The sequence below is a fragment of the Ramlibacter aurantiacus genome (genome assembly GCF_016722895.1).
Classification (GTDB): Bacteria; Pseudomonadota; Gammaproteobacteria; order Burkholderiales; family Burkholderiaceae_C; genus Ramlibacter; species Ramlibacter aurantiacus.
Window position 1 is genome coordinate 395843 of the sequence record NZ_JAEQNA010000002.1, and the last position, 25679, is coordinate 421521.

The 25679-nt window shown below is 70.1% G+C and carries 28 protein-coding genes; 12 read left to right on the plus strand and 16 right to left on the minus strand.

Annotated features, from left to right (window positions below; genetic code table 11):
* The 9 genes from JI739_RS09705 to JI739_RS09745 all read right to left on the minus strand — a co-directional run bounded on the left by JI739_RS09705 (position 1) and on the right by JI739_RS09745 (position 8896).
* Positions 1–789, minus strand: a complete 789-nt coding sequence (locus tag JI739_RS09705) for a 4Fe-4S dicluster domain-containing protein (protein WP_201683680.1) — start codon at positions 787–789, stop codon at positions 1–3.
* Between the two features lie 16 nt (positions 790–805).
* Positions 806–3460 carry a molybdopterin-dependent oxidoreductase gene (locus tag JI739_RS09710; protein ID WP_201683681.1) on the minus strand — a complete coding sequence of 885 codons (2655 nt, stop codon included), beginning with the start codon at positions 3458–3460 and terminating at the stop codon, positions 806–808.
* Between the two features lie 54 nt (positions 3461–3514).
* Positions 3515–4084: a molybdopterin-binding domain-containing protein gene (locus JI739_RS24960; protein WP_201683682.1), complete on the minus strand. Its 570-nt coding sequence runs from the start codon at positions 4082–4084 to the stop codon at positions 3515–3517.
* A 103-nt stretch (positions 4085–4187) separates the two neighbouring features.
* Entirely contained in the window at positions 4188–6140 is a 1953-nt protein-coding gene (gene selB, locus JI739_RS09720) for a selenocysteine-specific translation elongation factor (RefSeq protein ID WP_201683683.1), read from the minus strand.
* 176 nt (positions 6141–6316) lie between these two features.
* Complete coding sequence (locus JI739_RS09725; RefSeq protein WP_201683684.1) at positions 6317–6631, minus strand: hypothetical protein; 315 nt, start codon at positions 6629–6631, stop codon at positions 6317–6319.
* Positions 6632–6725: 94 nt separating this feature from the next.
* Positions 6726–6926 (minus strand): hypothetical protein, encoded by a 201-nt coding sequence (locus tag JI739_RS09730; protein ID WP_201683685.1) that lies wholly within the window; start codon positions 6924–6926, stop codon positions 6726–6728.
* 177 nt (positions 6927–7103) lie between these two features.
* Positions 7104–7241, minus strand: a complete 138-nt coding sequence (locus JI739_RS09735) for a hypothetical protein (protein WP_201683686.1) — start codon at positions 7239–7241, stop codon at positions 7104–7106.
* 13 nt (positions 7242–7254) lie between these two features.
* Complete coding sequence (locus tag JI739_RS09740; protein ID WP_201683687.1) at positions 7255–8283, minus strand: sulfate ABC transporter substrate-binding protein; 1029 nt, start codon at positions 8281–8283, stop codon at positions 7255–7257.
* Between the two features lie 106 nt (positions 8284–8389).
* Entirely contained in the window at positions 8390–8896 is a 507-nt protein-coding gene (locus JI739_RS09745; protein ID WP_201683688.1) for a cupin domain-containing protein, read from the minus strand.
* A 139-nt stretch (positions 8897–9035) separates the two neighbouring features.
* On the opposite strand from JI739_RS09745, the gene JI739_RS09750 reads away from it, so the two are divergent.
* The gene (locus JI739_RS09750) at positions 9036–9608 is read left to right on the plus strand and encodes a putative pterin-binding protein (RefSeq protein WP_201683689.1); all 573 of its coding nucleotides are present in this window, start codon (positions 9036–9038) and stop codon (positions 9606–9608) included.
* 4 nt (positions 9609–9612) lie between these two features.
* Here the strand turns inward: JI739_RS09750 and JI739_RS09755 are convergent, their stop codons facing one another.
* The 7 genes from JI739_RS09755 to JI739_RS09785 all read right to left on the minus strand — a co-directional run bounded on the left by JI739_RS09755 (position 9613) and on the right by JI739_RS09785 (position 15838).
* On the minus strand, positions 9613–10278 hold the full coding sequence (locus JI739_RS09755) for a hypothetical protein (protein WP_201683690.1): 666 nt from the start codon (positions 10276–10278) through the stop codon (positions 9613–9615).
* 86 nt (positions 10279–10364) lie between these two features.
* On the minus strand, positions 10365–10808 hold the full coding sequence (locus tag JI739_RS09760) for a BP74-related protein (protein ID WP_201683691.1): 444 nt from the start codon (positions 10806–10808) through the stop codon (positions 10365–10367).
* 59 nt (positions 10809–10867) lie between these two features.
* Positions 10868–11083 (minus strand): hypothetical protein, encoded by a 216-nt coding sequence (locus tag JI739_RS09765; protein WP_201683692.1) that lies wholly within the window; start codon positions 11081–11083, stop codon positions 10868–10870.
* A 132-nt stretch (positions 11084–11215) separates the two neighbouring features.
* Positions 11216–11440, minus strand: coding sequence for a hypothetical protein (locus tag JI739_RS09770; RefSeq protein ID WP_201683693.1), 225 nt, complete (start codon positions 11438–11440; stop codon positions 11216–11218).
* Between the two features lie 137 nt (positions 11441–11577).
* A complete protein-coding gene (locus JI739_RS09775) occupies positions 11578–13446 on the minus strand; it encodes an ABC transporter ATP-binding protein (protein ID WP_201683694.1) in 1869 nt (622 codons plus the stop codon).
* Positions 13436–15178, minus strand: a complete 1743-nt coding sequence (locus tag JI739_RS09780) for an ABC transporter ATP-binding protein (RefSeq protein ID WP_201683695.1) — start codon at positions 15176–15178, stop codon at positions 13436–13438. The genes JI739_RS09775 and JI739_RS09780 overlap by 11 nt, the downstream gene beginning before the upstream one ends.
* Before the next feature lie 69 nt (positions 15179–15247).
* Positions 15248–15838 carry a class I SAM-dependent methyltransferase gene (locus tag JI739_RS09785; protein ID WP_201683696.1) on the minus strand — a complete coding sequence of 197 codons (591 nt, stop codon included), beginning with the start codon at positions 15836–15838 and terminating at the stop codon, positions 15248–15250.
* Between the two features lie 161 nt (positions 15839–15999).
* Between JI739_RS09785 and JI739_RS09790 the strand changes: the two genes are divergently transcribed.
* The 11 genes from JI739_RS09790 to JI739_RS09840 all read left to right on the plus strand — a co-directional run bounded on the left by JI739_RS09790 (position 16000) and on the right by JI739_RS09840 (position 25676).
* Positions 16000–16773: an SDR family oxidoreductase gene (locus tag JI739_RS09790; protein ID WP_201683697.1), complete on the plus strand. Its 774-nt coding sequence runs from the start codon at positions 16000–16002 to the stop codon at positions 16771–16773.
* 174 nt (positions 16774–16947) lie between these two features.
* A complete protein-coding gene (locus JI739_RS09795) occupies positions 16948–17454 on the plus strand; it encodes a cupin domain-containing protein (protein ID WP_201683753.1) in 507 nt (168 codons plus the stop codon).
* A gap of 18 nt (positions 17455–17472) precedes the next feature.
* Complete coding sequence (locus tag JI739_RS09800) at positions 17473–18300, plus strand: alpha/beta fold hydrolase (protein ID WP_201683698.1); 828 nt, start codon at positions 17473–17475, stop codon at positions 18298–18300.
* Entirely contained in the window at positions 18297–19109 is an 813-nt protein-coding gene (locus tag JI739_RS09805; protein ID WP_201683699.1) for an IclR family transcriptional regulator, read from the plus strand. Before JI739_RS09800 ends, JI739_RS09805 begins: the two co-directional genes overlap by 4 nt.
* Positions 19106–20773 carry a thiamine pyrophosphate-binding protein gene (locus JI739_RS09810; protein ID WP_201683700.1) on the plus strand — a complete coding sequence of 556 codons (1668 nt, stop codon included), beginning with the start codon at positions 19106–19108 and terminating at the stop codon, positions 20771–20773. The genes JI739_RS09805 and JI739_RS09810 overlap by 4 nt, the downstream gene beginning before the upstream one ends.
* Before the next feature lie 4 nt (positions 20774–20777).
* Positions 20778–21572, plus strand: a complete 795-nt coding sequence (locus JI739_RS09815; protein ID WP_201683701.1) for an aspartate dehydrogenase — start codon at positions 20778–20780, stop codon at positions 21570–21572.
* 13 nt (positions 21573–21585) lie between these two features.
* Positions 21586–23058 (plus strand): aldehyde dehydrogenase, encoded by a 1473-nt coding sequence (locus JI739_RS09820; RefSeq protein WP_201683702.1) that lies wholly within the window; start codon positions 21586–21588, stop codon positions 23056–23058.
* A 62-nt stretch (positions 23059–23120) separates the two neighbouring features.
* A complete protein-coding gene (locus tag JI739_RS09825) occupies positions 23121–24080 on the plus strand; it encodes a Bug family tripartite tricarboxylate transporter substrate binding protein (RefSeq protein ID WP_435531599.1) in 960 nt (319 codons plus the stop codon).
* Between the two features lie 4 nt (positions 24081–24084).
* On the plus strand, positions 24085–24414 hold the full coding sequence (locus tag JI739_RS09830; protein WP_201683704.1) for a hypothetical protein: 330 nt from the start codon (positions 24085–24087) through the stop codon (positions 24412–24414).
* A 21-nt stretch (positions 24415–24435) separates the two neighbouring features.
* Entirely contained in the window at positions 24436–24873 is a 438-nt protein-coding gene (locus JI739_RS09835; protein WP_201683705.1) for a RidA family protein, read from the plus strand.
* Positions 24874–24896: 23 nt separating this feature from the next.
* Positions 24897–25676, plus strand: coding sequence for an SDR family oxidoreductase (locus tag JI739_RS09840; protein WP_201683706.1), 780 nt, complete (start codon positions 24897–24899; stop codon positions 25674–25676).
* Positions 25677–25679 lie beyond the last annotated feature (3 nt).

Below are 25679 nucleotides of genomic sequence, written 5' to 3' on the forward strand. Positions count from 1 at the left end.
TCAGGCTCCCTCGTCATCGCCGCGACGCTCGCGGAAGTTGAACAGGCTGACCAGGCCGACGACCAGCGCGCCCAGCACCGTGGCCCACGCGCCGGGGGCGAGGTTGCGGCTGGGCATCTTCGGGTCGGGCGGCAGGCCGTACACCTCGGGCTTGTCCACCAGCAGGAAGAACGCGTTCAGCCCGCCCAGCATCTGCTCGTCGGCGCCGTACAGCACCGCGCGCTGTTCGCCGGCCGCGTGCAGCTGGTCCACGCGGCGGGCCGCACGCTCGCGCAGCTCGCGCACCGGCCCGAATACGATCGAATCGGTGGGGCAGGCCTGCGAACACGCCGGCTCCATGCCGGCCTGCAGCCGGTCGTAGCACAGCGTGCATTTCTGTGCGGTGTTGGACACCGGGTTGATGTCGATGACGCCGAACGGGCAGGCGCCGATGCAGGCCTTGCAGCCGTTGCAGGTGTCCGACTGGATGACGACGGTGTCGAATTCGGTGCGGATGATCGCGTTGGTCGGGCACACCTCCAGGCAGGCGGCCTGCACGCAGTGCTTGCAGACGTCGCTGAGCATGGTCCAGCGGCCGTCGCGCCGGTCTTCCTCGAACTGCTCGACGAACTTCACGTGCCGCCAGTGCGTGCCGTCGAGCTTTCGCGTGTTGTCGTAGCTGTCGCCCGACAGCGTGGTGCGCTCGTCGTCCAGCGCGGGCAGCTGGTTCCATTGCTTGCACGCGACCTCGCAGGCCTTGCAGCCGATGCAGACCGTGGGGTCGGTGAAAAAACCCATGGGTTCGGCCATCGTCGCTGCTCCTGCTTCACGCCTTCTGGATGTTGCACACGAAGGCCTTGCCTTCGTGGATGGTGACGTTCGGATCACCCACCAGCGCGCTCATCTCGTTGGCCGCGTCGCCGGTGCTCAGGCCTTCCCAGCCCCAGTGGAAGGGCAGGCCGACCTGGTGCACGGTGCGACCGGCGATCGTCAGCGGCCGCATGCGCCGCGTCACCAGCGCCTTGGCATGCACGGTGGCGCGTGGGCTGGTGATGCGCACGCGGTCCAGGTTGCCGATGCCCTTCTCGCGCGCCAGCTCCGGCGACAGCTCGACGAACAGTTCGGGCTGCAACTCGGTGAGCCACGGGTTCCATCGGCTCATCGCGCCCGACAGGTAGTGCTCGGTCAGCCGGTAGGTGGTGATCACGTGCGGAAAGCGTGGGTCGGCGACCTCGGCCAGCGGGTTGCCGTCGACCTTCCAGTACTTGAGCACCGGGCTGGACTGCTGCTTGTACAGCGGGTTGCGCACGGCCGATTCGGCCGGCTCGTAGTGCGTGGGCAGGGGGCCGTCCACCAGCCCCTCGGGCACGTACAGCCAGCCCACCCCGTCGGGCTTGAGGATGAAGGCATCGGTGCCCGACAGCGCGTCCATGCCGGTCGCGCCCGGCTTGGCCTTGGCGGTGGGTGGCTTGTCGGTCGGGAAGTCCGGCACGTCCAGGCCGACCCACTTGCCCTGCGCCTCGTCCCACCAGACGTACTTCTTGCGCTCGCTCCAGGGCCGCCCCTGCGGGTCCGCGGAGGCGCGGTTGTACAGGATGCGCCGGTTCGAGGGCCAGGCGAAGCCCCAGCCCAGCTGCGCGCCGGGCACGCCGGGCTTGTCGGCCTCGCGGTTGGCCGAGCGGTTCTCGCCCGGCGACGGGAACACGCCGCAGTAGATCCACGAGGCGCAGCTGGTCGAGCCGTCGTCGGCCAGGTCTTCCGGGCCGCTGAGGTGGCGCCCGGGGTCGGCGCTGAAGTAGCCGTTGATCTCCTTGAGGATCTTCTCGGACGAGGGCTCGCCGCGCTGGCGGGCGCGTGGATCGTCCGATTCGTACGCCCACACCAGGTGCTGGAATCCCTCGTCGCGCGGCAGCTTCGAGTCGGCATAGAGCTTCTTCAGCCGCTTGCCCAGCTCGTAGGTGAAGTACATGTCCGAGCGGCAGTCCCCCGGCGGCTCGGCGGCCTTGTAGTGCCACTGCAGCATGCGCTGGGTGTTGGTGAAGCTGCCGTCGTATTCGGCCACCTGCGCCGACGGGAAGAAGAAGACCTCGGTGGCGATGTCGGCGGTGGCGATTTCCCCGGCACGCACCTCGGGCGCCGTCTTCCAGAACATCGCGGTCTCGTGCAGCCAGTTGTCCTTCACGACCAGCCACTCCAGCTTGCGCAGGCCGGAACGCTCGAGCTTGGCGTTGAGCGAGGTCGCGGGGTTCTGGCCGATGCAGAACATGCCCTTGACCCGGCCCTCGTTCATCGCCACGAACATGGGCATGTGCGAGTGGTCGCCGATGATCTTGGGGTGCCAGGCGTAGCCGAAGTCGTTCTCGCGCGTGGCCGCCGCGCCGTACATCGACTTCAGGTACGACACCATGAACTTGGGCGTGTTGGCCCAGTAGCCGGTGGGCTTGGTCTCCTTGGCCAGCCAGTCGCCCAGCGTGGCGTGGGGCTCCAGGGCCGAGGGGTGGGACATGTAGCCGTGGATCGAGTGGTACAGCGTCGGGATGTCGGTGGAGCCCTGGATCGACGCGTGGCCGCGCAGGGCCACGATGCCGGCGCCGGGACGCCCCACGTTGCCCAGCAGCAGCTGCAGCAGCGCCGCGCAGCTGATGATCTGCACCCCGTAGGTGTGCTGCGTCCAGGCCACGGCGTAGGCGATCGAGGTGGTCCGCTCGGCGCCCGAGTTGTCGAGCAGGGTCTGGGCCACGCGCACGAAGGTGTCGCGCGGGCAGCCGGTCACCTGCTCGACCATCTCCGGCGTGTAGCGCGCGAAGTGGCGGCGCACGACCTGCAGCACGCAACGCGGGTCGGCCAGCGTCTCGTCCCGCAGCGCAGGCGGCGGCACCAGGGCCTGCACCATGTCGTCGTAGGGCGGCCCCTTGGCCGCGAGGGACTCGGCCTTCAAGCTGCGTGGTTCCTCGGGGCCGCCGCCGTCCTCACGCGCCGATTCACGCGGCCCGCCGCGCTGGCGGTCGGGGGCGGCACCGCCCGACGCGCCCCCGGGCCGGTCGTAGCGCCACGAAGACGATTCGTACTCGCCGACAAAGCCGTTGAACGGCCACTCCTTCGCGTCACCGGTGTAGGCCATCAGTCCCGAGAAGACGCCCTCCAGGGCCTCGGTGTCGCGGAAGTCGCGGGTGATGAGGGTGGCGGCGTTGGTGTAGGTGGCCACGAAGGTGCGGAAGAACGGGTCCTGGTTCCAGCGCGGGCTGTTCAGCACGAAGTTGACCAGCCCGCCGAGGAAGGCGATGTCCGAGCCCGCGCGCAAGGGCGCGTAGATGTCGGCCATGGCGCTCGTTCGCGTGAACCGCGGATCGACGTGGATCAGCTTGGCGCCATGCTCGACCTTCGCCTTCATGGGCCAGCGGAAGGCCACCGGATGGTTCTCCGCCATGTTGGAGCCCATGACCAGCACGCAGTCCGAGTCCTCCATCGATCGCGGATACATGGTGGCCGCACCGCGGCCGAGCCTGGTCCCCAGACCGGGGACACTTGCGCTATGTCATATTCGCGCCTGGTTTTCGATGGGCACGATGCCCAGGCCGCGCATCAGCTTCTGCTGGATATGGTTCCACTCGTTGTCCAGCGTGGCGCCGCCGAGCGAAAAGATCGAGGTGGTGCAGTTGACCTGCTTGCCGTCGCCGAGCCGTTCGATGAAGGTCTCGTCGCGCGTTTTCTTCGTCAGCTCGGCCACGCGGCCCATCGCCCGCTCCAGGTCCCACACCTCCCACTCGGCCGCGCCCGGCGCCCGGTGCAGCACCTGCGTGGGCCGGTTCGGGTTGACGTGCAGCTGGAAAATGGCCGCTCCCTTGGGGCACAGCGTGCCTTCGCTGTGCGGGCTGCGTGAATCGCCTTCGATGTTGACCACCTGGCCATCGACCGTGTGGATCAGCGTGGCGCAACCCACCGCGCAGAACGGGCAGATGCTCGGCGTGGCCTTGGCATGGCGGATGCGAAGTTGCTGCGCGCGCGCGGTCGCCGGCGCCAGGGTCAGGCCGGCGCCCGCCAGGGCGCTCACGGCCGTGCCGCCGCTGGCGAGCAGCCTGCCGAAGTCGCGTCGTGTGATGCCCATCTGTCGCTCCTGGGGTGGTGCGGTCCCGTGGAGGCCGGACCGACGATCCATGCTAGGGGCAATCGCGGCTTCCGTGGGCCACGCTTGCTTTGTGCAACTTCTGTCACCGGGCGCACGCGGGTGCGGCGGCCGGCGGGTCTTCGAGCAGGTGCAGGTGTTCATCTCGCATGCGGCGCACCTCGCCCACGCGGCGTGTGGCGCCGACGCCATCCAGGCACTCGAGGATCTCGATGGCGAGTCCGCGGCCGGTGCCGATCGCATCGCGGAACTGCGCCACCGTGAAGCTGCCGTCCGGAGATGAACGGGCCACCGCCCCGGCGGTCGTCGCCAGGGCCGACAGCGTGGTGCGCAGGCAGAAGCGGTCGGCGCCCACCCGGTGCACCATCCCCGCGGCGCGCCGGCGATACAGCATCTCGGCCAGCGCGCGCGGATCCACGCGGGCCGCCTGCGCGAGTTCCTGCGTGCGAGGCAGTGCGCTCGCGATGGAGCCGCCGGCGCCGCGCAGCAGCGGGTAGACGGCCTCCCACAGGGCGCGGTCGGCGGGGTTCGCCGCCACGTCGTGCTCGGCCAGGCGGGCGACGCCGTTGCGCATGGCGACACGGCGCGACAGCGAGCCCGCATGCAGCAAGGCTTCGAAAGCCGGCAGGGCGAGCGACGGCTCGACGCGGTCGCGCAGTTCCTTGATGCGCATGCCGGTGACGGCGGGGTGCTGCGCATGGAACGCCTCCAGGCACGCATGCGTCGCCCGTTCCCACAACGCATGGCGCTCGCGCGTGATGCCGATGCGCGGCTGGCGGCCGATCACCACCACGCCCAGCGCGTCCAGCAGCGCCTGCGTGGCCGGCGGCGCGAGGTTGAACATCAGCTCGAACCGGTCGAGATCGACGCCGGCCGGGCTTTCCAGCAGGCCCGCCAGCGCCTGCCCGACGCCGGGTCGTGCCAGCGCCTCGAGCGTAGCCAGCCGCTGTGCGCGCCCCCCGCGGACCCGTGTGAACGGATCCAGCACCACGCCCCCGCCGAGCGTGCGCTGGGCCGTGGGGTCGCGCACGATGAAGCGGTCGCCGTGCAAGGCCGGCAAGGGTTCGTCGACGATGAGTCGGGCCAGTCCAGGGCCACCCGGGCCCGACGCCGGCGCGGCGGCGATCGGCACCACCCGGGCCATGACGTGCCGGCAGCCGTGGTGCAGGTGCACCCGCGCCGCCGGCCCCGGCAGCTGCGCCCCGGGGAGCAGCCGGAGGGCGACATCCAGCCGCGAACTGGGCCGGTGGACCGCAGCCGTCACGATCCAGTCGCCGCGCGACACGTCCTCCAGCGACATGCCGGCGAGGTTGATGGCACAGCGATCGCCCGCCCGCACCCGCTCCACCTCCTGGGCATGCACGCGCAGCCGGCGCACGCGCGCGGCCAGGCCGCCGGGCGAGGCCAGCAGGCGGTCGCCGATGGCAGCCTCGCCGCTGAAGACGGTGCCGGTCACGACCGTGCCGCTGCCGTCGATGGTGAAGGCGCGATCGACGGCGAAGCGGAAGTGGTGCCCCGGCTGCCAGCGTTCGGGCGTCGCCCCGGCCGCGGCGCACAGGGCGGAAACGACCGCGTCCATGCCTTCCCCGGTGAGCGGCGACGCTTCCACCGTGCGCAGGCCCGCCAGCGTGGTGCCGGCGAGGAGCGCATCGATCTGCCCGCGCACCTGCGCGCGTCGTGCGGCATCGGCACGGTCGATCTTGGTCATGACCACCAGGCCGGCGCGGACCTGCAGCAGGTCGAGGATCTGCACGTGCTCCACCGTCTGCGGCATCACGCCGTCGTCGGCGGCGACCACGACGAGCGCGAAGTCGATGCCGCAGACGCCCGCCACCATGTTGCGCACGAAGCGTTCGTGCCCGGGGACGTCGACGAATCCGATGAGCGGGCCGCCCCCGGGCGAGCCATAGGCGAAGCCGAGGTCGATCGAGATGCCGCGGGCCTTTTCCTCGGGCAGGCGATCGGTGTCGACGCCGGTGATGGTGCGCACCAGCAGCGTCTTGCCGTGGTCGATGTGGCCGGCCGTCGCGACGATCATCGTCCCGGCGGCCGCCGTGGGCAGCGGTCAATCGGATGGCGCATGGGGCACTCTACTTCAGCCCCCGCGGCGCGTGGGGCGGTGCAACGCCGGTGGCGCCCCCACCGAAACCGCGGCCAACTCGACCGGCGATCGCGCTGGCCCCACCTCGCGATGGCTGGGCTGCCGGTGGACGGTCAATGCACGAGGTCTTGCGGCTCCAGCTCCCGTTCGTCCTTCACCACCGTGAGCCCGATGGCCGTGAGCCGCTCGGTCAGGTAGTCCAGCGCCGCCTGCAGCCGCTGCGGGTCGGTCTCGGGCAGCAGCAGCAGCGTGGTCTGCGACTCGTCGCAGGTCCTGGCCACGAGGGCGGCCCGGCCATCGACGTGCTCGATCTCGGCATACACGCAGGGCACCCCTTCCGGGCCCGCGGGTGCGTCGATGACGCTGCGGGCGAGCTTGGCGACCGAGGTGTAAACGGATTCCGGATAGGCAGAAACGAGTGTGCGCATGGTCCTCTCGGAAACGGGGACGGTCCCCTGAGCTCCCATTGTGGGTGCCGCTGCGCGGCCGCGACCGTCGGAGGAAGGCGCTTGCCGCAGGGCGTCAACCGTTCGCCTTCGCGGGCGAAAACGCCGCGTCGCCGTGTCGTTCGAGAGGCAGGCCGGGGGCAGGATGGCGGCCCGGCTGTTCGTGGGCCGGCGGCCCGGATGGCGAGCGGTCCTTCCACCACAGGGCCAGCTCGGCCGCGAGGCCTCCGACGACCAGGCCACTGAAAAGGATCACGGCGAGAGGGTTGACATCCATGGCAATTTCTCCGGGGCTGCGGCTGCATTGAACCGCCGCCGCATGGCCGGCGCGTGACTCGGCCGTCGAGGCTGCCGCCGGATGCTTCGTTGCAGTCGGCCCGTTGGAGGCGCACCGCCACCTCAGGCGTGGCCGCGGTGCAGGGGGCGGCCAACCGCTGCGGGCGAACGATCCGGGTTAGCCCATCGCCCAGGCCACGAGCAGCGCCAGCACGCCAGCGGCACAGTGCAGCACCAGCGTCAGTCGGTCGATGGCGCCTTGCAGCCGAATGTCGGTGGCGGGGTGAAGCGTCGGCGACTGTTCATTGAAGTGCATGCCCATGGCCCCCTTACTTGCGCGTGTAGATCTGGTCGAAGCTGGCGCCGTCTGCGAAGTGGTCCTTCGCGGCCTGCTGCCAGCTGCCGAAGGCCTGCTCGATGGTGAACAGGTTCAGCCTGGGAAAGCGCTGCGCGTACGCCGCTTGCGCCTTGGCCGAGACGGGGCGGAAGAAGTGCCTGCCGGCGAGGTCCTGGCCTTCGTCCGAATAGAGGTAGTCGAGATAGGCCTGGGCGACGGCGCGGGTGCCCCTGCGGTCCACGTTGCGATCGACCAGCGTCACCGCGGGTTCGGCCAGGATGCTCAGGCTCGGGTACACCAGGTCGACCTTGCCGCCGAACTCTCTTTCCAGCAGCCAGGCCTCGTTCTCCCAGGAGATCAACACGTCACCCATGTTGCGCTGTGCGAAGCTCACCGACGATCCGCGGGCACCGGTGTCCAGTACGGGCACGTTGTCGTACAGGCGGGCGACGAACTCGCGCGCCTTGTCGGTGTTGCCGTACTTGCGGCGCGCCCACTCCCAGGCGGCCAGGTAGTTCCAGCGCGCACCGCCCGAAGTCTTGGGATTGGGCGTGATCACCTTGATGCCGGGGCGCACCAGGTCGTCCCAGTTTTTGATGCCCTTGGGATTGCCCTGGCGCACCACCAGCACGATGGTGGAGGTGTAGGGCGACGCGTTGTGTGGCAGGCGCTTCTGCCAGTCCCTGGGAATGAGCCGGGCCTGCGCGTGCAGGGCGTCGGTATCCCAGGCCAGGGCCAGGGTGGCGACGTCGGCGTCGAGGCCGTCGATGATGCTGCGCGCCTGCTTGCCCGAGCCGCCGTGCGACTGCTTCACCTGCACGTCCTGGCCGGCCCTGGCCTTCCAGTGGCGGGCGAAGGCCTGGTTGAATTCGACGTAGAACTCACGCGTCGGGTCGTACGAGACGTTGAGCAGCGTCACCGGTCGCGGCGACGGTGCCTGCGCCCGAGTAAGGCCGGACGCGGACAAGGCCAGGGCGGCGGTGCCGGCCAGGGCGGCGCGTCGGGAGATCGGGTGTTGCATGGTGGCTGGTGTCTGAAGGTTCGCAGTTCGCGGATCTTCCAGTCACCCAGCCTCGGCAGGAACGATTGTTTCGTTCTCTGCTAACGCCTATTTGCTTATTCGCGCATCAGGCCTCGGCCACCTCCCATTTCAGCCGCCGCACGCGGTCCATGTTCACCCCTTCGATGCGGATCAGCCGGGTCGGCTGCTGGCGCGTGGGGGCATGCAGGTCGCCCTCGTTGTACAGGTGGGCGTCGCCGGGCCGCAGCGCATAGCTGCGGGTGGGGCGGGCCTTGCCGCAACGCTCGGGCGTGGCGGGTTCCACGGCGGCGAAGTCGGTCATCAGGGTCTCGCCCTGGGCCTGGCCATAGATCGCCCACGAGGGGCCGTGGTCGTGCGGCGCGCCCTCTTTGGCGTCGGTGTAGGCGTGGGCCACGATGCAAAAGCCCAGTTCGGCGTCTTCGTACAGCACGCGGCGTTCGGGAGCGCCGGGGCCGAATTGCGCGGCCACGAAAGCGGGATCGCGCAGGGCGGCTCGCAAGTGGGCGACGACCTGCTGGCGACCGGTGGGCGTGGCGTCGCGACCCAGGGCCTGGCGGCAGTCACGGGCCAAAGAGTCGAGGGTGGTGGGCATGGTCTCTCCGGGTCGATGGCGGACCCGTGATGGTGCCATCCTGGAGGTCGCCCAGCCCGCGACCGGCCACGTTGGCGATGGAGGACGCAGGACCTGCTGCCTATGATGGGCGCTCGATCCGCAGCAGCAGGAGTCCTTCGTGAAGAAACGACATTTTCTGGGTGCGCTCGCCACCGCCGCCGCCGTGCCCTGGCCCGCGTCGGCCCAGGCCGCCACCTCCAGCGCGGGACCCGTGCTGCTGACGGTGACGGGAGGCATCACCCGCACCAACCGTGGCCCCTTCGATCCGGTGCTGGGCCAGATGATGGGCAAGCAGAAGTTGAGTTTCGAGAAGGCCCGGGCCTTCGACTTCGGCAGCCTGATGACGCTGCCGGCGATCACCATCCGCCCCACGCTGGAGTACGACCGCAAGCGGCACGCGCTCAAGGGGCCGCTGTTGACCCGCGTGCTGCAGGCGGCCGGCGCCACCGGCAAGCAACTGACGCTGCGCGCGATCGACGGCTACTCGCCATCGCTGAGCCTGGCCGACGCCGACAGGTACCGCTTCATCGTCGCCACGCACCTCGACGGCAAGCCCATGGCGCTGGGCGGGCTGGGCCCGCTATGGGCCGTGTTCGATGCGGACCGGTTTCCCGACTACGCGGCCAAGCCGGTGGACCAGCGCTTCGCGCTGTGTCCGTGGGGGCTCTATCACATCGAGGTGCAGGGCTGAACCGTCAGTTGGCCGCGAAGCAATAGAACAGGCCGCCGCCGCCCACCCGCGCCAGCGCCTCGGGGCTGCAGCCCGGCGTGCCGTGGGAGGAGTTCCACGACACGTTGCGGACCGGGTCCGGGTTGGTGCCCGTGCGGTCCACATGGCCGACGATCGCAGAACCCTCGGTGCCGCTGGTCCAGCCGCGGCAGGTGGTGTCGGCCGCCTGCGTCGAGAGCGTGCCGTCGGCGTTCGAGCCGGTGAGGATGTCGTGCTGGTTGGGTGTGTCGGGCCGCATGCGGATGCGCACGCCTTTTTCATCCAGCGCCGTCTCGCGATTGATGTTGTTGTTGCCGTGCAGCTCATCGACATTGCGGGCGACGACCACGCCCCGGGCGTTGGTCCAGGGACCCTTGCCGATGCGGTCGCGCGCGTTCACGGCCGGGCTGCCGCCGGTGCCCGGCGCACTCAGGTAGGCGCGCCAGGTCTTGCCGCCGGCGCCGGCCGCCGTGGCCAGCTTCTGGCAGTGCTGGTCGGCCCCGGCAAGCCCGCCCAGGTCGCCGCCCTTGCCCGGGTTGGCGCTGGTGATGAAGTAGCTCATCGGGTTGGCGGGCGGCGACGAGCCGGTGGCGCAGGCGGTGAGCACGGCGGCACCGCCGGCTGCGATCAACCAGGGAAGGGCACGGCGCATCGAAGTCTCCTAGTGGAAGGTCGGGCGGCAAGCGTAGATCAACGAACGCGCGACATGGGCTCGCGCTTTCCCGCCCCGGCGGCAGTTCACCCCTCGGACCAGACGAACGCGGCCGACGGGCAGAAGCGCTGGATGCGCTCGACCCACTCGGTCAGCCGCGCCTGGACCTCGGTGGGTAGCCCGTCGCAGAAGGCCTGCGGCAGGGGATGGATGAGGCGTACGTCCTCGAGGTGCCAGCTCCACGGGGCGTTGAATCCGGCGCTGCCGGGAACCACCTGGCCTTCGACCGTGGAGCGCCGTTCCGACGGCGGCAGGCGCAGCTCGGCGCGCGCGCCCCGGACGAACTCCGCCGAGCGGGCCAGTACGCGGAACTCCTGTTCGGGCCCGTGCCCGCGCAGCCGGAAAACGAAAAACGCGTGGGCCTCGCCAGGGTCGTCGAAATCGAAGTCGCTGTAGTAGACGAAGCCGCCACCGCAGGCAGACAACAGCAGCGAGGCCCCGATCAGCCAGACACGGAACGAGTGGACCATGGAGCGGAATCTGGTCCGGCGTGCGCCCCGCGTCAACTGGCCCGCACGGCGGGGACGGGTCAGGCGAGCGGCTTGTCCGGCGGTGTCGACTCGGGGCCTGCGCGTTCGTCCGCCTGCCGCTTGCGCAGCTTGGCTTTCATCAATTGGAAGAAGCGCTGTTCCCAGAAGTCGTGCCCCTGCGGCGTGTCGGCCCAGCGGAATGCGGTCAACAGGCCTTCGGCGCGTTCGAGCGGGCTGCCGAACATGCTTTCCTGGTCAATTGGCAATGGACCCATCGGTTGACTCCTGCTGAGATTGCAAGCTCAGCTGGTCCAATATGGTCTTGCGTGCAAAGGAGAGACGTAGGACGACGCCTATTCAGATGCGTCTTGTGGTGCAACGGCCACGGATGCAAGCCGGCGCGTGGTTCAACTGGGCCACTCTCCCGAGAACCAGCGATGGCCGCAATGCCGGCATTCGGTGTCGGCGGGCGGACCATCGGCGGCGTCCGTGGGGCTCTCGTAGCCGCCGATGACCACGCCACCGGCGCGACCATAGGCTTCCAGTTCATCGAGACTGGGGAAACCCCACAGCAGGCGAATGCCCTCGGGCTCGCCGCACATGGGACACGACACCTTGGTGAGGACTGCCATCTCTGCCGCTTCGTTAATTGCGGAGCCAACGGTGTAACACGCTGGTTCAGGCATGGCAACGGCCAATTCTCCGGTCCGGGGTCAATTGCGCTACGAAAGCCGGAACGATTCTCGATTGACGTGAATTGCGTCGGTTTTCATCTCGAGGGGGGCTCGCGCCGCAATTCGCCGACGATGTCCGATGAGTCATCCGTGGACGCGCCGTTGTCCTCGAGCTGCTGCAATTGATAAAGCCGCTGGTACAGCCCGCCGTCGATGCCCATCAACTCGGCATGCGTTCCCAGTTCGGCCAGGCGACCATGATTCAGGACCACGATGCGGTCGGCCTCGCGCACGGTCGACAAGCGGTGGGCAATGGCCACCACGGTCACCCGGCCGCGCAAGCGGGTCAGTGCGTGCTGCACGAGCTGCTCGGTCTCGGAGTCGATGTGGGCCGTGGCCTCGTCCAGGAACAGGATGCTCGGCTCGCCGGCCAGGGCGCGGGCGATCGCCAGCAGCTGTTTCTGGCCCACCGACAGCCGGGCCCCGCCTTCGCCCAAGGGCGTGTCGTAGCCGCGCTCCAGTTGCATGACGAACTCGTGCGCATGCGCGGCCCGCGCCGCCGCCTCCACCTGCGCATCGGTGAGCGGCCGCCCCATGGCGATGTTCTCCCGCACCGTCGCGGCCAGCAGGAAAGGCTCTTGCGGCACCAGGCCCACGCTGGCGCGGAACGCCTCCTCGGCGATCGCCTCCAGCGGCACGCCATCGATGCGGATGCGGCCGGGATCGGCCGCGTAGAAGCGCAGCAGCAGCGACAGCACGGTGGTCTTGCCGCTGCCCGTGTGCCCGACGATGCCGTAGAAGCCGCCCGCGGGAATGCGCAGGCTCAGCTCGTGCAGCACCGGCCGGCCCGGCTGGTAGCCGAAGCTGAGCCCCTCGATGGCGATCTCGCCGGCCGTGATGCGGCCGCGATCGGCCGCCACCGGCGCCTCGGCCTCGACCAGCAGGGCCTGCACCCGGGACGCGCCCACCAGTGCCTGCTGCAGTTGCGAGAACTGCATGGTGATCTGGATCAGCGGCTCCACCACCCGCGAGATGTAGCTGATGAACGCATAGAGGATGCCCACCTCGAGCGCGCTGAGCGCGCCGCCCACCGCGCGCAGGCCGAAGACCCACAGCACGGTGGCCAGCAGCAGCACGTTGAGGAAATCGAGCACGGGCCGCAGCAGCCAGGCGTTGGCCCGCAGCTCCCGAAGCCTCGAGCCATAGTGCGCTTCGCTCAAACCCGCGAAGCGCTGGCGGAAGCGCGTGGTGGCATTGGCCGCCTGCAGCACCGGCATGCCGGCGATCGACTCGGCCACCTGCGCATTCAGCTCGCTGCGCAGCTCGCGCGTGCGGGTGACCGCCGGCCCCGACAAGCGCTGGTACAGGAACACGATCAGGGCCACCGCCGGCACCAGCGCCAGCACGATCAGCATCAGCCGCCAGTCGAGCCAGAGCATGGCCACCATGGCGCCGCCGAGGATGATCAGGCTGTCCAGCATCACGAACAGCACCTGCACGTAGAGCATCTTCACGGCCTCGGTGTCGTTGGTGACGCGGCTGACCAGCTGGCCGGTGATGGCGCGGTCGAAGAAGGCCATGGGCAGCCGCAGCACGTGCCGGTACACCGTCTCGCGGATGCGCTGCACCGATCGCATGGCCACGCCCGACAGGCGCACCAGCTGCCGGTAGCGCAGCCAGCTCGCCACCGTGCCGGCGATCAATGCTCCCAGCAGCAGGCCCGCGATCTGCGGCAGCTCGGCCTGGCGCGGCAGCAGGTAGTTGTCGATGAACAGCTTGCCGGCGATGGGTCCCAGCGCCTCCAGGCCGGCCGCCAGCATGAGCCAGGCAATGCCCCGCAGCACCTGGCGCCGCTCGGGTCGCGCGGCACGCAGCAGCAGCGCGGCCGCATCCCGTCCGGGCGGCCGATGCCGCTCGACGGTCGGGGGCGCCAGGGGGCGGGCGGGGGCGGATTCAGCTGGCATCGAGGCTGGCCTGCAGTTGTTGATAGCGCCACTGGCGCGCATACCAGCCACCAGCCTGCAGCAGCTCGGCATGGCGGCCTTGTTCGGTGATCCGGCCCTCGCGCAGGACGATCGTGTGGTCGGCATCCGCCACCGCGCTGAGCCGGTGGCTCACGATGATCACCGTGCGGCCCACGCGGGCCTCGCGCAGGTGGGCCAGGATGCGCGATTCGGTGTCGGTGTCCACGGCCGACAGCGCGTCGTCCAGCAGCAGCAGCGGGGCATCGGCCAGCAGCGCGCGGGCGATCGCCACCCGCTGGCGCTGGCCGCCCGACAAGGTGACGCCGCGCTCGCCCACGGGGGTGTCGTAGCCCTGCGGCAAGCGCTGGATGTCCTCGTGCACGGCCGCCAGCCGGGCCGCGCGCTCGATGGCCTCGCGCGGCGCGTCGGGCCGGGCCAGCGCGATGTTCTCGGCTACCGTGGCCGAGAACAGGAAGGCCTCCTGCGGCACCCAGGCGATCCCCCCGCGCAGCGCCTCCAGCGTGTACTCGCGCAGGTCGATCCCGTTCCAGCGCACCTGGCCCCGGTCGGGGGCCTGCTGGCGCAACAGCAGTCGCAGCAGGGTGGACTTGCCCGCGCCGGTGGGGCCGACCAGGCCCAGCGTGCGCCCGGGCTCCAGCCGCAGCGAGACGCCATCGAGCGCCGGCCGGGCCTCGGCGCCGTAGGCGAAGCGCACGTTCTCGACCTCGACGGCGCCGGGCGTCACCGTCGCCACCCGTCCGCGGTCCTCGACGCTCAGCGGCACGTCCAGCACCGGCTCCAGGCGGCTCCAGGCCGCCTTGCCGCGCTCGATCAGCGACAGCACCCAGCCCGCGGCAAACATCGGCCAGATCAGCTGGCCCAGGTAGAGCGTGAAACTGGTGAGCTGGCCCACGGTGAGCTCGCCGTGCCAGACCAGCCAGCCGCCGACCCCCAGCACCAGCGCGGTGGCGGTGGCGAAGCTGATGCCGACCGCCGGCTCGTAGGCGGCCTCCCACTTCTGGGCGTCGAAGCTCGCGGCCGCCGCGCCGCCGGCCAGGGCGTTGAACTGCGCTTCGCTGCGGGCCTGCAGCCCCAGCGCGCGGACGGTGCGCACGCCCGAGAGTGTTTCCTGCACATGGTCGTTGAGCGCGCCGAAGCGCTCCAGCGACCGTCGTGAGGCCTGGTGCACCTGGCGTGAAATCCGCCAGAAAGCCAGGCCCATCAGCGGGAAGGGCAGCACCGCGAAGGCCGCCAGCCGCCAATCGACCCCGAGCGCCATCATCGCCAGCACCAGCACCAGCGTGAGCGAGCCGTCGAAGCCGGCGAGCATGGCCTCGCCGGCGGCCATCTCGACCGCGTCGACGTCGTTGGTGGCCAGCGCCATCAGGTTGCCGGTGCGCCGGTCCTGGAAGAAGGACGCGCCCTGCAGTGACAGCCGCGTGTAGAGATGGCCGCGCAACTCCACGCCCAGGCGATACGCGGCCGTGTAGAGCTTCAGTCGCCAACCCACGCGCAACAGGTAGACACCGGCGCCGGCGCCGATGAGCCAGCCGAGTTCGCGCATCAGGTCGGCCTGGGTGAGCCGGCTGGCGACCAGGCCGTCGACCACGTGCCCGATCTGGCGCGGGATCCACACCATCAGCGCGGCGATGCCGACGAGCATCAACGCGGACCAGGCGTAGGCGGATCGATGGCGCAGGACGAAGCGCCCGATGAGTCGGTAGAAGGACATGGTGAACGGCGGCGACCGGCGATTGTGGCAAGCCGCCGCGGCATCCGCTGGAACAGGGCGGCTGGCGGATCAGCCGCGGCGCAGCACCAGCCGGTGGATGCGCCGGCCCGAGGACGCGCTCACCACCTCGTCGTCCAGCAGGATGTCGCCGGCCGGCGCGGCAGCCTCGCGCACCAGGGCGGCGTCGAAGGCGGTGTACAGGCGTCCGTGGTCGTCCCGCAGGCTGTGCCCGGACACCCGCCAGGTCAGCACCAGCGTGCCCCCGGGGCGCAGCAGGTCGATCAGGGCGGCCGTCGCGGGCGCCACGGATTCGAGCGGGAGGTGCATCAGCACGGTCTCGCACAGCACGTTCTGGAAGCTGGAACCTTCGAGGCCGTCGAGCTGCGGCAGCAAGGCCTGGCGAAATGCAAGGGTGGGGTGCCGCGCGCGAGCCTGCGCCAGCAGGCCTTCGGAGCCGTCGATGCCCAGCACGGGCGTGAAGCCTTGCGCATGCAGCCACGCGACATCGCGGCCGCTGCCGCAACCCACGTCGATCGTGGGACCGGGGCTGAAGTGGGTGCGAAGCAGGTCGTGCAGGTCGCAAGGCGGCGGCTGCTCGTGCCACTGCGTGGCGTAGTGGGCGCTGCGGTGGTCGTAGGCGGCAAGGGTGGTGGGGTCCATGCGAAGGATTCTGGTGTGTGAATCCGTTTCCCTCGGGGCTGCCGAGGAGCCCGGATGCGCGTGGAATCCCCCCTTCTGCAAGTCAGGAACGAGGTGCCGACGACAAATCGTGCAAGAATTCAGGCCGTTACTGTAATGAATCGCTGTTTCACAGACAAAACATGAACGCAGATCCAGTTCCAGTCGACCTGTCGGGTCGCCGCATCCTCATCACCGGTGGTGCGCGCGGCCTCGGCGCCGCGATGGCGCAGGCCTGCGTGGCGGCCGGCGCCCGTGTGGCGCTCACGGACATCCTGCACGAGGCCGGCGCCCAGGTGGCGCAAGACCTCAACGCCGTCCGGGCGGATTCGGCCTTCTACCTGCCCATGGACCTGGCCGATCCCGACTCGGTGGCGCAGGGCGTCAAGCAGGCGGCCGGCGCCTTGGGCGGGCTGGACGGGCTGGTGAACAACGGCGCCATCACCAATTCGGGCGGCAAGCCCATGGAAGAGATCGACGTCGGCGTCTGGGACCGCGTGATGGACGTCAACGTGCGCGGCACCTGGCTGGCCACCGTGGCCGCGCGGCCCTGGCTCAAGGCCTCGGGTCGTGGCCGGGTGGTCAACCTGGCCTCCGACACCGCCATCTGGGGCGCGCCCCGGCTCATGGCCTATGTGGCCAGCAAGGGCGCGGTGATGGCCATGACGCACGCGATGGCCCGCGAACTGGGCGAGGACGCCATCGTCGTCAACGCCATCGCCCCCGGCCTCACGCTGGTGGAGGCCACCGAATACGTGCCCCAGGCACGCCACGAGTACTACCGCAGTGGCCGCGCCATCAGCCGCGCCCAGGTGCCCGAGGACGTGGTCGGCCCGGTGCTGTTCCTGTTGTCCGATGCGGCCGGTTACGTGACCGGCCAAGTGCTGCCGGTCAACGGCGGCTTCGTCATGAAGTGAAAGACCACGCAGGGTCTGCGCTCATGCATCTGTCGTGAAGTGATCCGTTTCCTGTCACACCCTTAGCCAAACCGAGAGGCCAACGCGATGAACCAAGCCGCCAACGAACCGCAATTCAACGAACTAGGACTGCTCGATCCGCGCATCCCGCCCGAGCCGCAAATCCAGGCCGGCATGCTGGCCCAGCCCGGCCAGAGCTTCGCCGAGTGGATGGAAAGCCGCGTGGCCCGCAAGTCCACCCGCCGCTACGACTGGGACGCGCTGAAGTTCCAGGCCGACTACGACCCCAAGTACCGCCGTGCGCAGATGCGCTACGTGGGCACCGGCGGCACCGGCGTCTCCACCGACAGCAACACCGTGCCCGCGGGCCACTTCACCTTCTCCACCATGGTGATCCCGGCCGGCAACATCGGCCCGTCGCATATCCACTGGGACGTGGAAGAAATCTTCTTCGTCATGCGCGGCACCATGAAGGTCGTCTGCGAGAAGGACGGCCAGCGCTGGGAAGCCGTCATCGGCGAGCGCGACCTGATCTCCGTGCCCCCGGGCGTCTACCGTGAAGAGCACAACGTCGGCGACGAAGACGCGCTGATGTGCGTGATGCTGGGCTCGCCCACGCCGGTCACGCCGGTGTACCCGCCCGATTCGCCGCTGGCCAAGATCAAGCGCGACAAGCGCTGAACCGCACGGCGCCCGGCCATGAACCTGACCCAACTGTCACAGCGTTTCCCACCGCGCAGCGTGTCCACCGCGGGCGGACGCATCTCCTTGCGGGAGGCGCGCCCTGCCGCCGGTGAGGCCGGCGTGCTGGTGCTGCTGCACGGCATCGGCTCCGCCTCGGGCTCCTGGGTGCGCCAGCTCGACGCGCTGGGGGCCAGCCACCGCGTGCTGGCCTGGGACGCGCCGGGCTATGGCGACAGCGAGCCGCTGCCGATGCCGCGGCCCACGCCGCACGACTACGGCCGCCGCGTCTGGCAGTGGCTGGATGCGCTCGAGCTGGACACCCCGGTGACGCTGGTGGGCCATTCGCTGGGCGCGCTGATGGCTTCGGCCGCCGCCGTGCAGCAGCCCGAACGCGTCAAGCGCCTGCTGCTGCTGGCGCCCGCGCAGGGCTATGGCAAGGCCGACGAGGCCGTGCGTGCGCAGAAGCGCGACGACCGCCTGCGCAACCTCGACACACTGGGCCCGGCCGGCATGGCCGAGAAGCGCGGCGCGGCCATGCTCTCGCCGCAGGCACCGGCCGAGACCGTGGCCTACGTCCGATCCGTCATGGCGCAGGTGCATCCCGAGGGCTACCGGCAGGCCACGCACATGCTGGCCGAATCCGACCTGGCCGAACTGCTGCCGCAGGTGCGCGCGCCCATCACGGTGGCCAGCGGCAGCGCCGACGGCATCACCCCCGCGGCAGGCTGCCGCTCGCTGGCCGAGCGGGCCGGCGTGCCCTACGTGCCGCTGGGCGAGGTGGGGCATTCCTGCGCGCTGGAAGCGGCCGACGCCCTGGTGCCGCTGATCCGGGAAAACTCATGAGCGAAGAGAACCGCTACCTCGTGCCCGGCCTGGCGCGCGGGCTGCAGTTGCTCACCTGCTTCAGCCGCAACGAGCCGCAGCTGACCGGCGCGGAACTGGCCCGCCGGCTCGACCTGCCGCGCGCCTCGGTGTTCCGACTGCTCCAGACGCTTGAACAGACGGGTTATGTCGAGCGCGTGCCCGACAGCGCCAGCTACCGGCTGGCCATCGGCGTGCTGCGGCTGGGCTTCGAGTACCTGGCCTCGATGGAGCTGACCGAGATGGGCCGGCCCATCATCGAGCAGCTGCGCACCGACACCGGCTACTCCGCGCACCTGGTGGTGCGCGATGGCCAGCACGTGGTCTTCGTGTCCAAGGCCGCGGGCGCCAACGCGCAGTTCCATTCGATCCAGGTGGGCGCACGCCTGCCGGCGCATGCCACCGTGCTGGGCCGGCTGCTGCTGTCGGGCCTGAGCATGGCCGAGCTGGCCACGCTGTACCCTGAAGAACCCCTGGCCCAGTACACGCCGCGCACGCCGACCACGCTGGCCGAGCTCAAGTCCTTGATCGATGCCGACCGCGAGCGCGGATACGCCATCAGCCAGGGCGGCTACGAGACCGGCATCACCACCGTGGCAGCGCCCGTGTTCAACGATCGCCACGAGGTCGTCGCGGCCATCAGCATCACCGTGCCGGCGCAACAGATCCCCGCCGAGCGGACAGCCATCCTGGTGCCCCAGGTCATGCAGGCCGCCGCCAACCTGAGCCAGCTGCTCAGCCACATTCCCCACGTCAGCGGCTCGGCCGCTCCCCGGAAAGAGAACGTATGACCAACCCTGCCGAGAACCGCATCACCGTGGGCGAACTGGCCGCCCGTTTCCTCGAAAGCTGCGGCGTGCGCGCCGCCTTCGGCGTGATCTCGATCCACAACATGCCGATCCTGGACGCCTTCCACCGGCGCCAGAAGATCCGCTTCGTCTCCTCGCGCGGCGAGGCCGGCGCCTGCAACATGGCCGACGCCTACGCCCGCGTCACCGGCACGCTGGGCGCCTTCGTCACCAGCACCGGCACCGGCGCGGGCAACGCGGCCGGTGCGATGGTGGAGGCACTCACCGCCGGCACGCCGCTGCTGCATCTCACGGGACAGATCGAATCACCCTTCCTCGACCGTGACCTGGGCTACATCCACGAGCACCCGGCGCAGCTGGCCATGCTGCAGTCGGTGGGCAAGGCGGCCTTTCGCATCCGCAACGCCGAGACCGCGCTGGCCACCCTGCGCGAGGCGCACCGCCTGGCCTTCACCGCGCCTTGCGGCCCGGTGAGCATCGAGATCCCCATCGACATCCAGAAGCAGCTGATGGACCTGCCCGAGGACCTGCATCCGCTGCCGGTGCGCCCCGTGCAGCCCGAGCCGGGTGGCGTGCAGGCGCTGGCCGATCGGCTGGCCAAGGCCAAGCGCCCCATGCTCTGGCTGGGCGGCGGCGCGCGCGGCGCCCGCGGCGCGGTGGAGCGCTTCGTGAAGATGGGCTGGGGCGTGGTCACCACCGTGCAGGGCCGGGGCATCGTGCCCGAGGACCATCCGGCCTGCCTGGGCTCGTACAACCTGCAGCCGCCGTCGGAAAAGCTGTACCAGACCTGCGACGCCATGCTGGTGGTGGGCTCGCGCCTGCGCAGCAACGAAACCCTGAGCTACAAGCTCAAGCTGCCGCAGCCGCTGTACCGCATCGACGCCAACCCGCTGGCGCACAACCGCGGCTACACCAGCGACTACTTCGTGCAGGGCGACGCCGAGGCCACGCTCAACGCGCTGGCCGACCTGCTGGAAGGCAGGATGAACGTGGACACCGCCTTGGTGGAAGACGTGCAGAAGGCCCGGGCCCAGGCTGCGGCCAGCCTGGAGGACGCGCTGGGCGCGTACGCCACCCTCAAGAACGAGGTGGGTGCGCAACTGGGCAAGGCCATCTGGTGGGTGCGAGACATCACCTTGTCCAACAGCATGTGGGGCAACCGCGCCCCGGTGCTCGACCATCCGCGCGCCGGCGTGCACGCGCTGGGCGGCGGCATCGGCCAGGGCCTGGCCATGGGCATCGGCACCGCCGTGGCCAACGCCGAGCACGAACTCGGCCGCCGCACGGTGGTCCTGAGCGGCGACGGCGGCTTCATGCTGAACGTGGGCGAGCTGGCCTGCGCGGTGCAGGAGAAGGCCGACTTCACCCTGATCCTGATGAACGACCGCCGCTACGGCGTCATCCGCAACATCCAGGACGACATCTACGGCAGCCGCCACGCCTACGTGGACCTGCACACGCCGGACTTCGCCGCCTTCTGCGCCAGCCTGGGCGTGAAGCACCTGTTGCTGGAAAAGCCTGCCGACACCGCGGCGGTGCTGCAGCAGGCCGCCGGCCTGCGCGGCCCGGTCGTCGTCGAGGTGGACATGAACGCCTGGGGTCCGTTCCAGGCGAAGTTCGCCGGCCCCATCCTCAAGAAGGACTGACGCCATGCCGCAGCAACGCGTGACTTTGATCGGCTTCGGCGCCATCGGCCGATCGCTCCTGCAGCGCAGCGCCGCGCTCGAGGGCCTGTGCGTCACCCACGTGGTGGTGCCCGAGGCCCACCTGGCGGAGGCCCGCGCCGCCGCACCCGGATCGGTGCAGGTGTGCGAGCGCGTGCCGGCCGATGCCGGGCTGGTGCTCGAGTGCGCCGGCCACGCGGCCTTGGTCGAGCACGTGGTGCCGGCCCTCAGGCGCGGCGTCGAGTGCGCCGTGCTGTCGGTGGGCGCGGTGTCCGAGCCGGGCATGCTGGAACAACTGGAGGCGGCCGCCGCCGAGGGCGACACCCAGGTGCACCTGCTCTCCGGCGCGATCGGCGGCGTGGACGCGATCGCCGCGGCCCGCCTGGCCGGCCTGGAGGAGGTCACCTACACCGGCCGCAAGCCACCGGGCAGCTGGCGCGGCACGCCGGCCGAACAGGCCTTCGACCTGGACAGCCTGCGCGAGCCCACGGTGATCCTGGAAGCCAGCGCCCGCGAGGCCGCTCGCCTGTACCCCAAGAACGCCAACGTCGCGGCCACCATCGCCCTGTCGGGCCTGGGCCTGGACAACACCCGCGTGCGGCTGCTGGCGGACCCTCATGTCACCGAGAACATCCACGAGATCAAGGTGCGCGGCGCCTTCGGCGAGATGGAGATCACCATGCGCGGCAAGCCGCTGGCCGACAACCCCAAGACCTCGGCGCTCACCGTGCTGTCGGCCCTGCGCTTCCTGGCCAACCGCAGCGCCAACGTCACGCTTTGATGAAGGACCTGCCATGACCGAAAAACTGCAGACCCTGATCGCCGGTCGCTGGCGCGATGCCACCGGCCCCGAATACACCACCGAGTACCCGCATGACGGCAGCCGCGTGGCCAGCCTGCACGCGGCCACCGCCGCCGACGTGGATGAAGCCGTGCAGGCCGCCGAGAAGGCGCGCCAGCAGCCTTCGTGGGCCGGCCTCAAGCGCCATGAGCGCGCCACCATCCTTCACGGCATCGCCGCGCGCATCCGCTCGCGCGCCGAGGAGCTGGCGCAGCTGCAGCGACTGGACAACGGCAAGCCCATCAAGGAAACGCGGGCCCTGGTCGCCAGCGCCGCCGGCACCTTCCAGTTCTTCGCGGCCGCCTGCGAGACCTGGGAAGACCAGCTCACGCCCGCGCGCGGCGACTACCTGACCATGAGCGTGCACGAGCCGCTGGGCGTGGTGGGCGCCATCACGCCCTGGAACTCGCCCATCGCCAGCGAGGCGCAGAAGCTCGCGCCCGCGCTGGCCGCCGGCTGCGCCGTGGTGTTCAAGCCGGCCGAGATCACCCCCCGCATGGCCATCGAGCTGGCCCGCATCGCCGAGGAAGCCGGCGTGCCCCCCGGCATCATCAGCGTGCTGCCGGGCAAGGGTTCCATCGTGGGCGACGCGCTGGTCAAGCACCCGCTGATCAAGCGCATCGCCTTCACCGGCGGCACCACCGTCGGCCTGGGCATCCAGCGCCTGGCGGCCGAAAAGCTCATGCCCACCTCGCTGGAGCTGGGCGGCAAGTCGCCCACCATCGTCTGCGCCGACGCCGACCTCGACCATGCGGTGGCCGGCGTGCTGTACGGCATCTTCAGCTCCTCGGGCGAATCGTGCATCGCCGGCTCGCGGGCCTTCGTGCACGCCAGCGTGTACGAGGAATTCAAGTCCCGCCTGCTCGCCGGCGTGGCCAGGCTGCGCGTGGGCGATCCGTCGGACGAAGCGACGCAGATGGGCCCGCTGGTGAACAAGGGCCACCGCGATACCGTGGAGCGCTACGTGAGCCTGGGCCTGGAGGAGGGCGGCCGACTGCTCGCCGGCGGCAAGCGGCCGCAGGGCGCGGGCTTCGAGGCCGGCAGCTACTACCTGCCCACCGTCATCGAAGGCCTGCCCAACCAGGCCCGCATGTGCCAGGAGGAAATCTTCGGCCCCGTGCTGGCGCTGCTGCCCTGGCACGACGAAGCCGACCTGCTGGCCCAGTGCAACGACAACATGTTCGGCCTGGCCTCGGGGATCTGGACGCGCGACTACCGCACGGCCTGGCGCATCGGCTCGGCCCTGCAGACCGGCACCGTCTGGGTCAACACCTACAAGATCTTCTCGGTGAGCACGCCCTTCGGCGGCGTCAAGCTCAGTGGCACCGGGCGCGAGAAGGGCCGCCTGGGCATCCTGGAATACACCGCGCAGAAGAGCTTCTACTGGGGCCTGAACGATGCCCCGCTGCCCTGGGCTGCGAACTGAACCACAGACGTAAGAAGAAGGAGAAGAGATTGACTGATCGCATCGATGGCGCCCGCCGCGCCCTGGTCCTCGGCGCAGGCGCCCTGGCCTGCGTGCCCGCGGCCACCTGGGCCCAGGTGGCGCAGGACCGCATCACCGTGGTGGCCCCGTTTCCCCCGGGCGGTCCGGTGGACACGCTGGCCCGCCTGCTGGCCGATGGCCTGTCCAGGCGCGCGAACAAGCCCGCCCTGGTGGAGAACGTGCCCGGTGGCGCCGGCAACATCGGCATCGAGCGCGTCAAGCGCGCGCGGCCCGATGGCCAGACGCTGCTGGTGATTCCCGCGGGCAACCTCACCATCAATCCCACGCTGATGACGAACTTCCCGTTCGACATCGAGCGCGACTTCACCGCCGTGACCATGCTGGCCACCGCGCCCAACGTGCTGGTGGCGGGACCGGGCGCCAAGGTCAAGGACCTGAAGGACCTGAAGGACCTGCTGGCCCAGGCCAAGGCCCGCCCAGGCGCCTTCTCCTTCGCCTCGCCCGGGGTGGGCAGCGGCCTGCACCTGGCGGGCGAGCTGTTCAAGCAGCAGGCCGGCGTGGACCTGCTGCACGTTCCGTACAAGGGCACGGGCCCGGCCCTCAACGACGTGCTGGGTGGCAACGTGCCCCTGATGTTCAGCAACCTGCCGGCCACGCTGGGGCACATCCGCAGTGGAAAGCTGCTGGCGCTGGGCATCACCGACAAGGTGCGTACCCCGGTGGCGCCCGAGATCCCCACCCTGATGGAGCAGGGCGTGCCCGGCGTGGTGGTTACCTCGTGGTACGGCCTCATGGCCCCCGCCGGCACGCCGCCGGAGCTGGCGGCCCGCCTGGCCCGCGATGCGCAGGAAATCCTGTCGCCGCCGCAGGTGCAGGAGCAGCTCAAGTCCCAGGGCTTGCAGACCGTGCGCATGACACCAGCCGAATACGCCGCCCACATCAAGGCCGAGACCGCCACCTGGGCGGGCGTGATCCGCTCGCGCAACATCAAGGCGGAGTAAGCACATGGCCGACACGCCCGACCCCCACGTGCTGCTCACCATCATCCTCAAGCACCATGACGGACTCGTGCTGGACGACATCCAGTCGCGCCTGAAGGCCAGCGACTGGTGGGACCGCTTTCCCATTGCCGGCACCCGCGTGGTCTCGTGGACCGTGGCCATGGGGCTGGGCCAGGTGGTGACGCTGGAGGTGCCGCCGCACCTGCTGGGCCAGGTGAACGTGGAGCTGGAGCGCTCGGCCTGGGGCGTGTTCAAGACCGAGGTGTATCCCTCCTACGACTTCGTTCCGGTGCGCGAGCGCATCAAGGAACGCGTGCGAAATGGCGGCCAATGAGCGGCCACTGAAGGAGAGGCGATGAGCACCCCCGTCGAAAAGATCCAGTGCCCGGCCGTGCCGGACCTGCCCACCTCGTCGTGGACCAACGCCTGGCGCATCGGCCATGAAGTGGTGGTTTCGGGCGCCACGGCCCACCCGGCGACGCGCGAGGCCGCCACGCGTGGCGAACCCCTGGGCGCCTACGACCAGGCGCTGGTCGTGCTGGGCAAGCTGGAGGCGCTGGTCAAGGCTGCTGGCGGGCACCGGCACAACATCGTCAAGACGGTGGTCTACGTCACCGACATCGGCGACAAGGACGAAGTGGGCCGCGCCCGCAAGGAGTTCTTCGGCGGGCACTATCCGTGCTCCACGCTGGTGGCCGTGAGCGGGCTGGTCTTCCCCGAGCTGCGGGTCGAGATCGACGCCTGGGTGCGGCTGGATGTGGACCTGCGCCAGGCCACGGTGCTCGCAGGCTGATTTTCATCTTCGGAGCAAGCGACATGGATCTGGGAATTGCCGGCCGCAAGGCGCTGGTCTGCGGGGCCAGCGCCGGCCTGGGTTTCGCGTGCGCGCAGGCGCTGGTGCGCGAGGGCGTGCACACGGTGATCGTGGCCCGCACCGAGGGCCCCCTGCGCCAGGCGGCGCAGGAGCTGCAGAAGATGGGCACGGCCCCGGTGGAATGGGTGGCGGCCGACGTCACCACCGCCGAAGGGCGCGCGCGCATCCTGCAGGCGCATCCGCAGTTCGACATCGTGGTCACCAACGCGGGCGGTCCGCCCCCGGGGGACTTTCGCAATTGGTCGCGCGAGGACTGGATCGCCGCGCTCGACGCCAACATGCTCGCGCCCATCGAGCTGATCAAGGCCACGGTGGACGGCATGATGGACCGGGGCTTCGGCCGCATCGTCAACATCACCTCCAGCGCGGTGAAGTCGCCGCTGGACATGCTGGGCCTGTCCAATGGGGCGCGCTCCGGCCTCACCGGCTTTGTCGCCGGGCTGGCGCGCAGCGTGGTGGCGCGCGGGGTGACCATCAACAACCTGCTGCCCGGCACCTTCGACACCAGCCGCCTGGCCGGCAACTTCGCGGCGCAGGCCGCGCGCGAAGGCATTCCAGTCGAAGAGGTGCGAGCCCGCCGCGTGGCCAAGCACCCGGCCCGGCGCCTCGGCCGGCCCGAGGAACTGGGCAACACCTGCGCCTTCCTGTGCAGCGTGCACGCGGGGTACATCAACGGGCAGAACGTGTTGCTCGATGGCGGGTCCTTTCCGGGCGTGTTCTAGCCA

Bases quoted from the DNA above. Each gene is read 5' to 3' on its own strand.
- JI739_RS09705 (WP_201683680.1), bottom strand. From the start codon at position 789: ATGGCCGAACCCATGGGTTTTTTCACCGACCCCACGGTCTGCATCGGC.
- JI739_RS09710 (WP_201683681.1), bottom strand. From the start codon at position 3,460: ATGTATCCGCGATCGATGGAGGACTCGGACTGCGTGCTGGTCATGGGC.
- JI739_RS24960 (WP_201683682.1), bottom strand. From the start codon at position 4,084: ATGGGCATCACACGACGCGACTTCGGCAGGCTGCTCGCCAGCGGCGGC.
- selB (WP_201683683.1), bottom strand. From the start codon at position 6,140: ATGATCGTCGCGACGGCCGGCCACATCGACCACGGCAAGACGCTGCTG.
- JI739_RS09725 (WP_201683684.1), bottom strand. From the start codon at position 6,631: ATGCGCACACTCGTTTCTGCCTATCCGGAATCCGTTTACACCTCGGTC.
- JI739_RS09730 (WP_201683685.1), bottom strand. From the start codon at position 6,926: ATGGATGTCAACCCTCTCGCCGTGATCCTTTTCAGTGGCCTGGTCGTC.
- JI739_RS09735 (WP_201683686.1), bottom strand. From the start codon at position 7,241: ATGCACTTCAATGAACAGTCGCCGACGCTTCACCCCGCCACCGACATT.
- JI739_RS09740 (WP_201683687.1), bottom strand. From the start codon at position 8,283: ATGCAACACCCGATCTCCCGACGCGCCGCCCTGGCCGGCACCGCCGCC.
- JI739_RS09745 (WP_201683688.1), bottom strand. From the start codon at position 8,896: ATGCCCACCACCCTCGACTCTTTGGCCCGTGACTGCCGCCAGGCCCTG.
- JI739_RS09755 (WP_201683690.1), bottom strand. From the start codon at position 10,278: ATGCGCCGTGCCCTTCCCTGGTTGATCGCAGCCGGCGGTGCCGCCGTG.
- JI739_RS09760 (WP_201683691.1), bottom strand. From the start codon at position 10,808: ATGGTCCACTCGTTCCGTGTCTGGCTGATCGGGGCCTCGCTGCTGTTG.
- JI739_RS09765 (WP_201683692.1), bottom strand. From the start codon at position 11,083: ATGGGTCCATTGCCAATTGACCAGGAAAGCATGTTCGGCAGCCCGCTC.
- JI739_RS09770 (WP_201683693.1), bottom strand. From the start codon at position 11,440: ATGGCAGTCCTCACCAAGGTGTCGTGTCCCATGTGCGGCGAGCCCGAG.
- JI739_RS09775 (WP_201683694.1), bottom strand. From the start codon at position 13,446: ATGCCAGCTGAATCCGCCCCCGCCCGCCCCCTGGCGCCCCCGACCGTC.
- JI739_RS09780 (WP_201683695.1), bottom strand. From the start codon at position 15,178: ATGTCCTTCTACCGACTCATCGGGCGCTTCGTCCTGCGCCATCGATCC.
- JI739_RS09785 (WP_201683696.1), bottom strand. From the start codon at position 15,838: ATGGACCCCACCACCCTTGCCGCCTACGACCACCGCAGCGCCCACTAC.
- JI739_RS09790 (WP_201683697.1), top strand. From the start codon at position 16,000: ATGAACGCAGATCCAGTTCCAGTCGACCTGTCGGGTCGCCGCATCCTC.
- JI739_RS09795 (WP_201683753.1), top strand. From the start codon at position 16,948: ATGCTGGCCCAGCCCGGCCAGAGCTTCGCCGAGTGGATGGAAAGCCGC.
- JI739_RS09800 (WP_201683698.1), top strand. From the start codon at position 17,473: ATGAACCTGACCCAACTGTCACAGCGTTTCCCACCGCGCAGCGTGTCC.
- JI739_RS09805 (WP_201683699.1), top strand. From the start codon at position 18,297: ATGAGCGAAGAGAACCGCTACCTCGTGCCCGGCCTGGCGCGCGGGCTG.
- JI739_RS09810 (WP_201683700.1), top strand. From the start codon at position 19,106: ATGACCAACCCTGCCGAGAACCGCATCACCGTGGGCGAACTGGCCGCC.
- JI739_RS09815 (WP_201683701.1), top strand. From the start codon at position 20,778: ATGCCGCAGCAACGCGTGACTTTGATCGGCTTCGGCGCCATCGGCCGA.
- JI739_RS09820 (WP_201683702.1), top strand. From the start codon at position 21,586: ATGACCGAAAAACTGCAGACCCTGATCGCCGGTCGCTGGCGCGATGCC.
- JI739_RS09830 (WP_201683704.1), top strand. From the start codon at position 24,085: ATGGCCGACACGCCCGACCCCCACGTGCTGCTCACCATCATCCTCAAG.
- JI739_RS09835 (WP_201683705.1), top strand. From the start codon at position 24,436: ATGAGCACCCCCGTCGAAAAGATCCAGTGCCCGGCCGTGCCGGACCTG.
- JI739_RS09840 (WP_201683706.1), top strand. From the start codon at position 24,897: ATGGATCTGGGAATTGCCGGCCGCAAGGCGCTGGTCTGCGGGGCCAGC.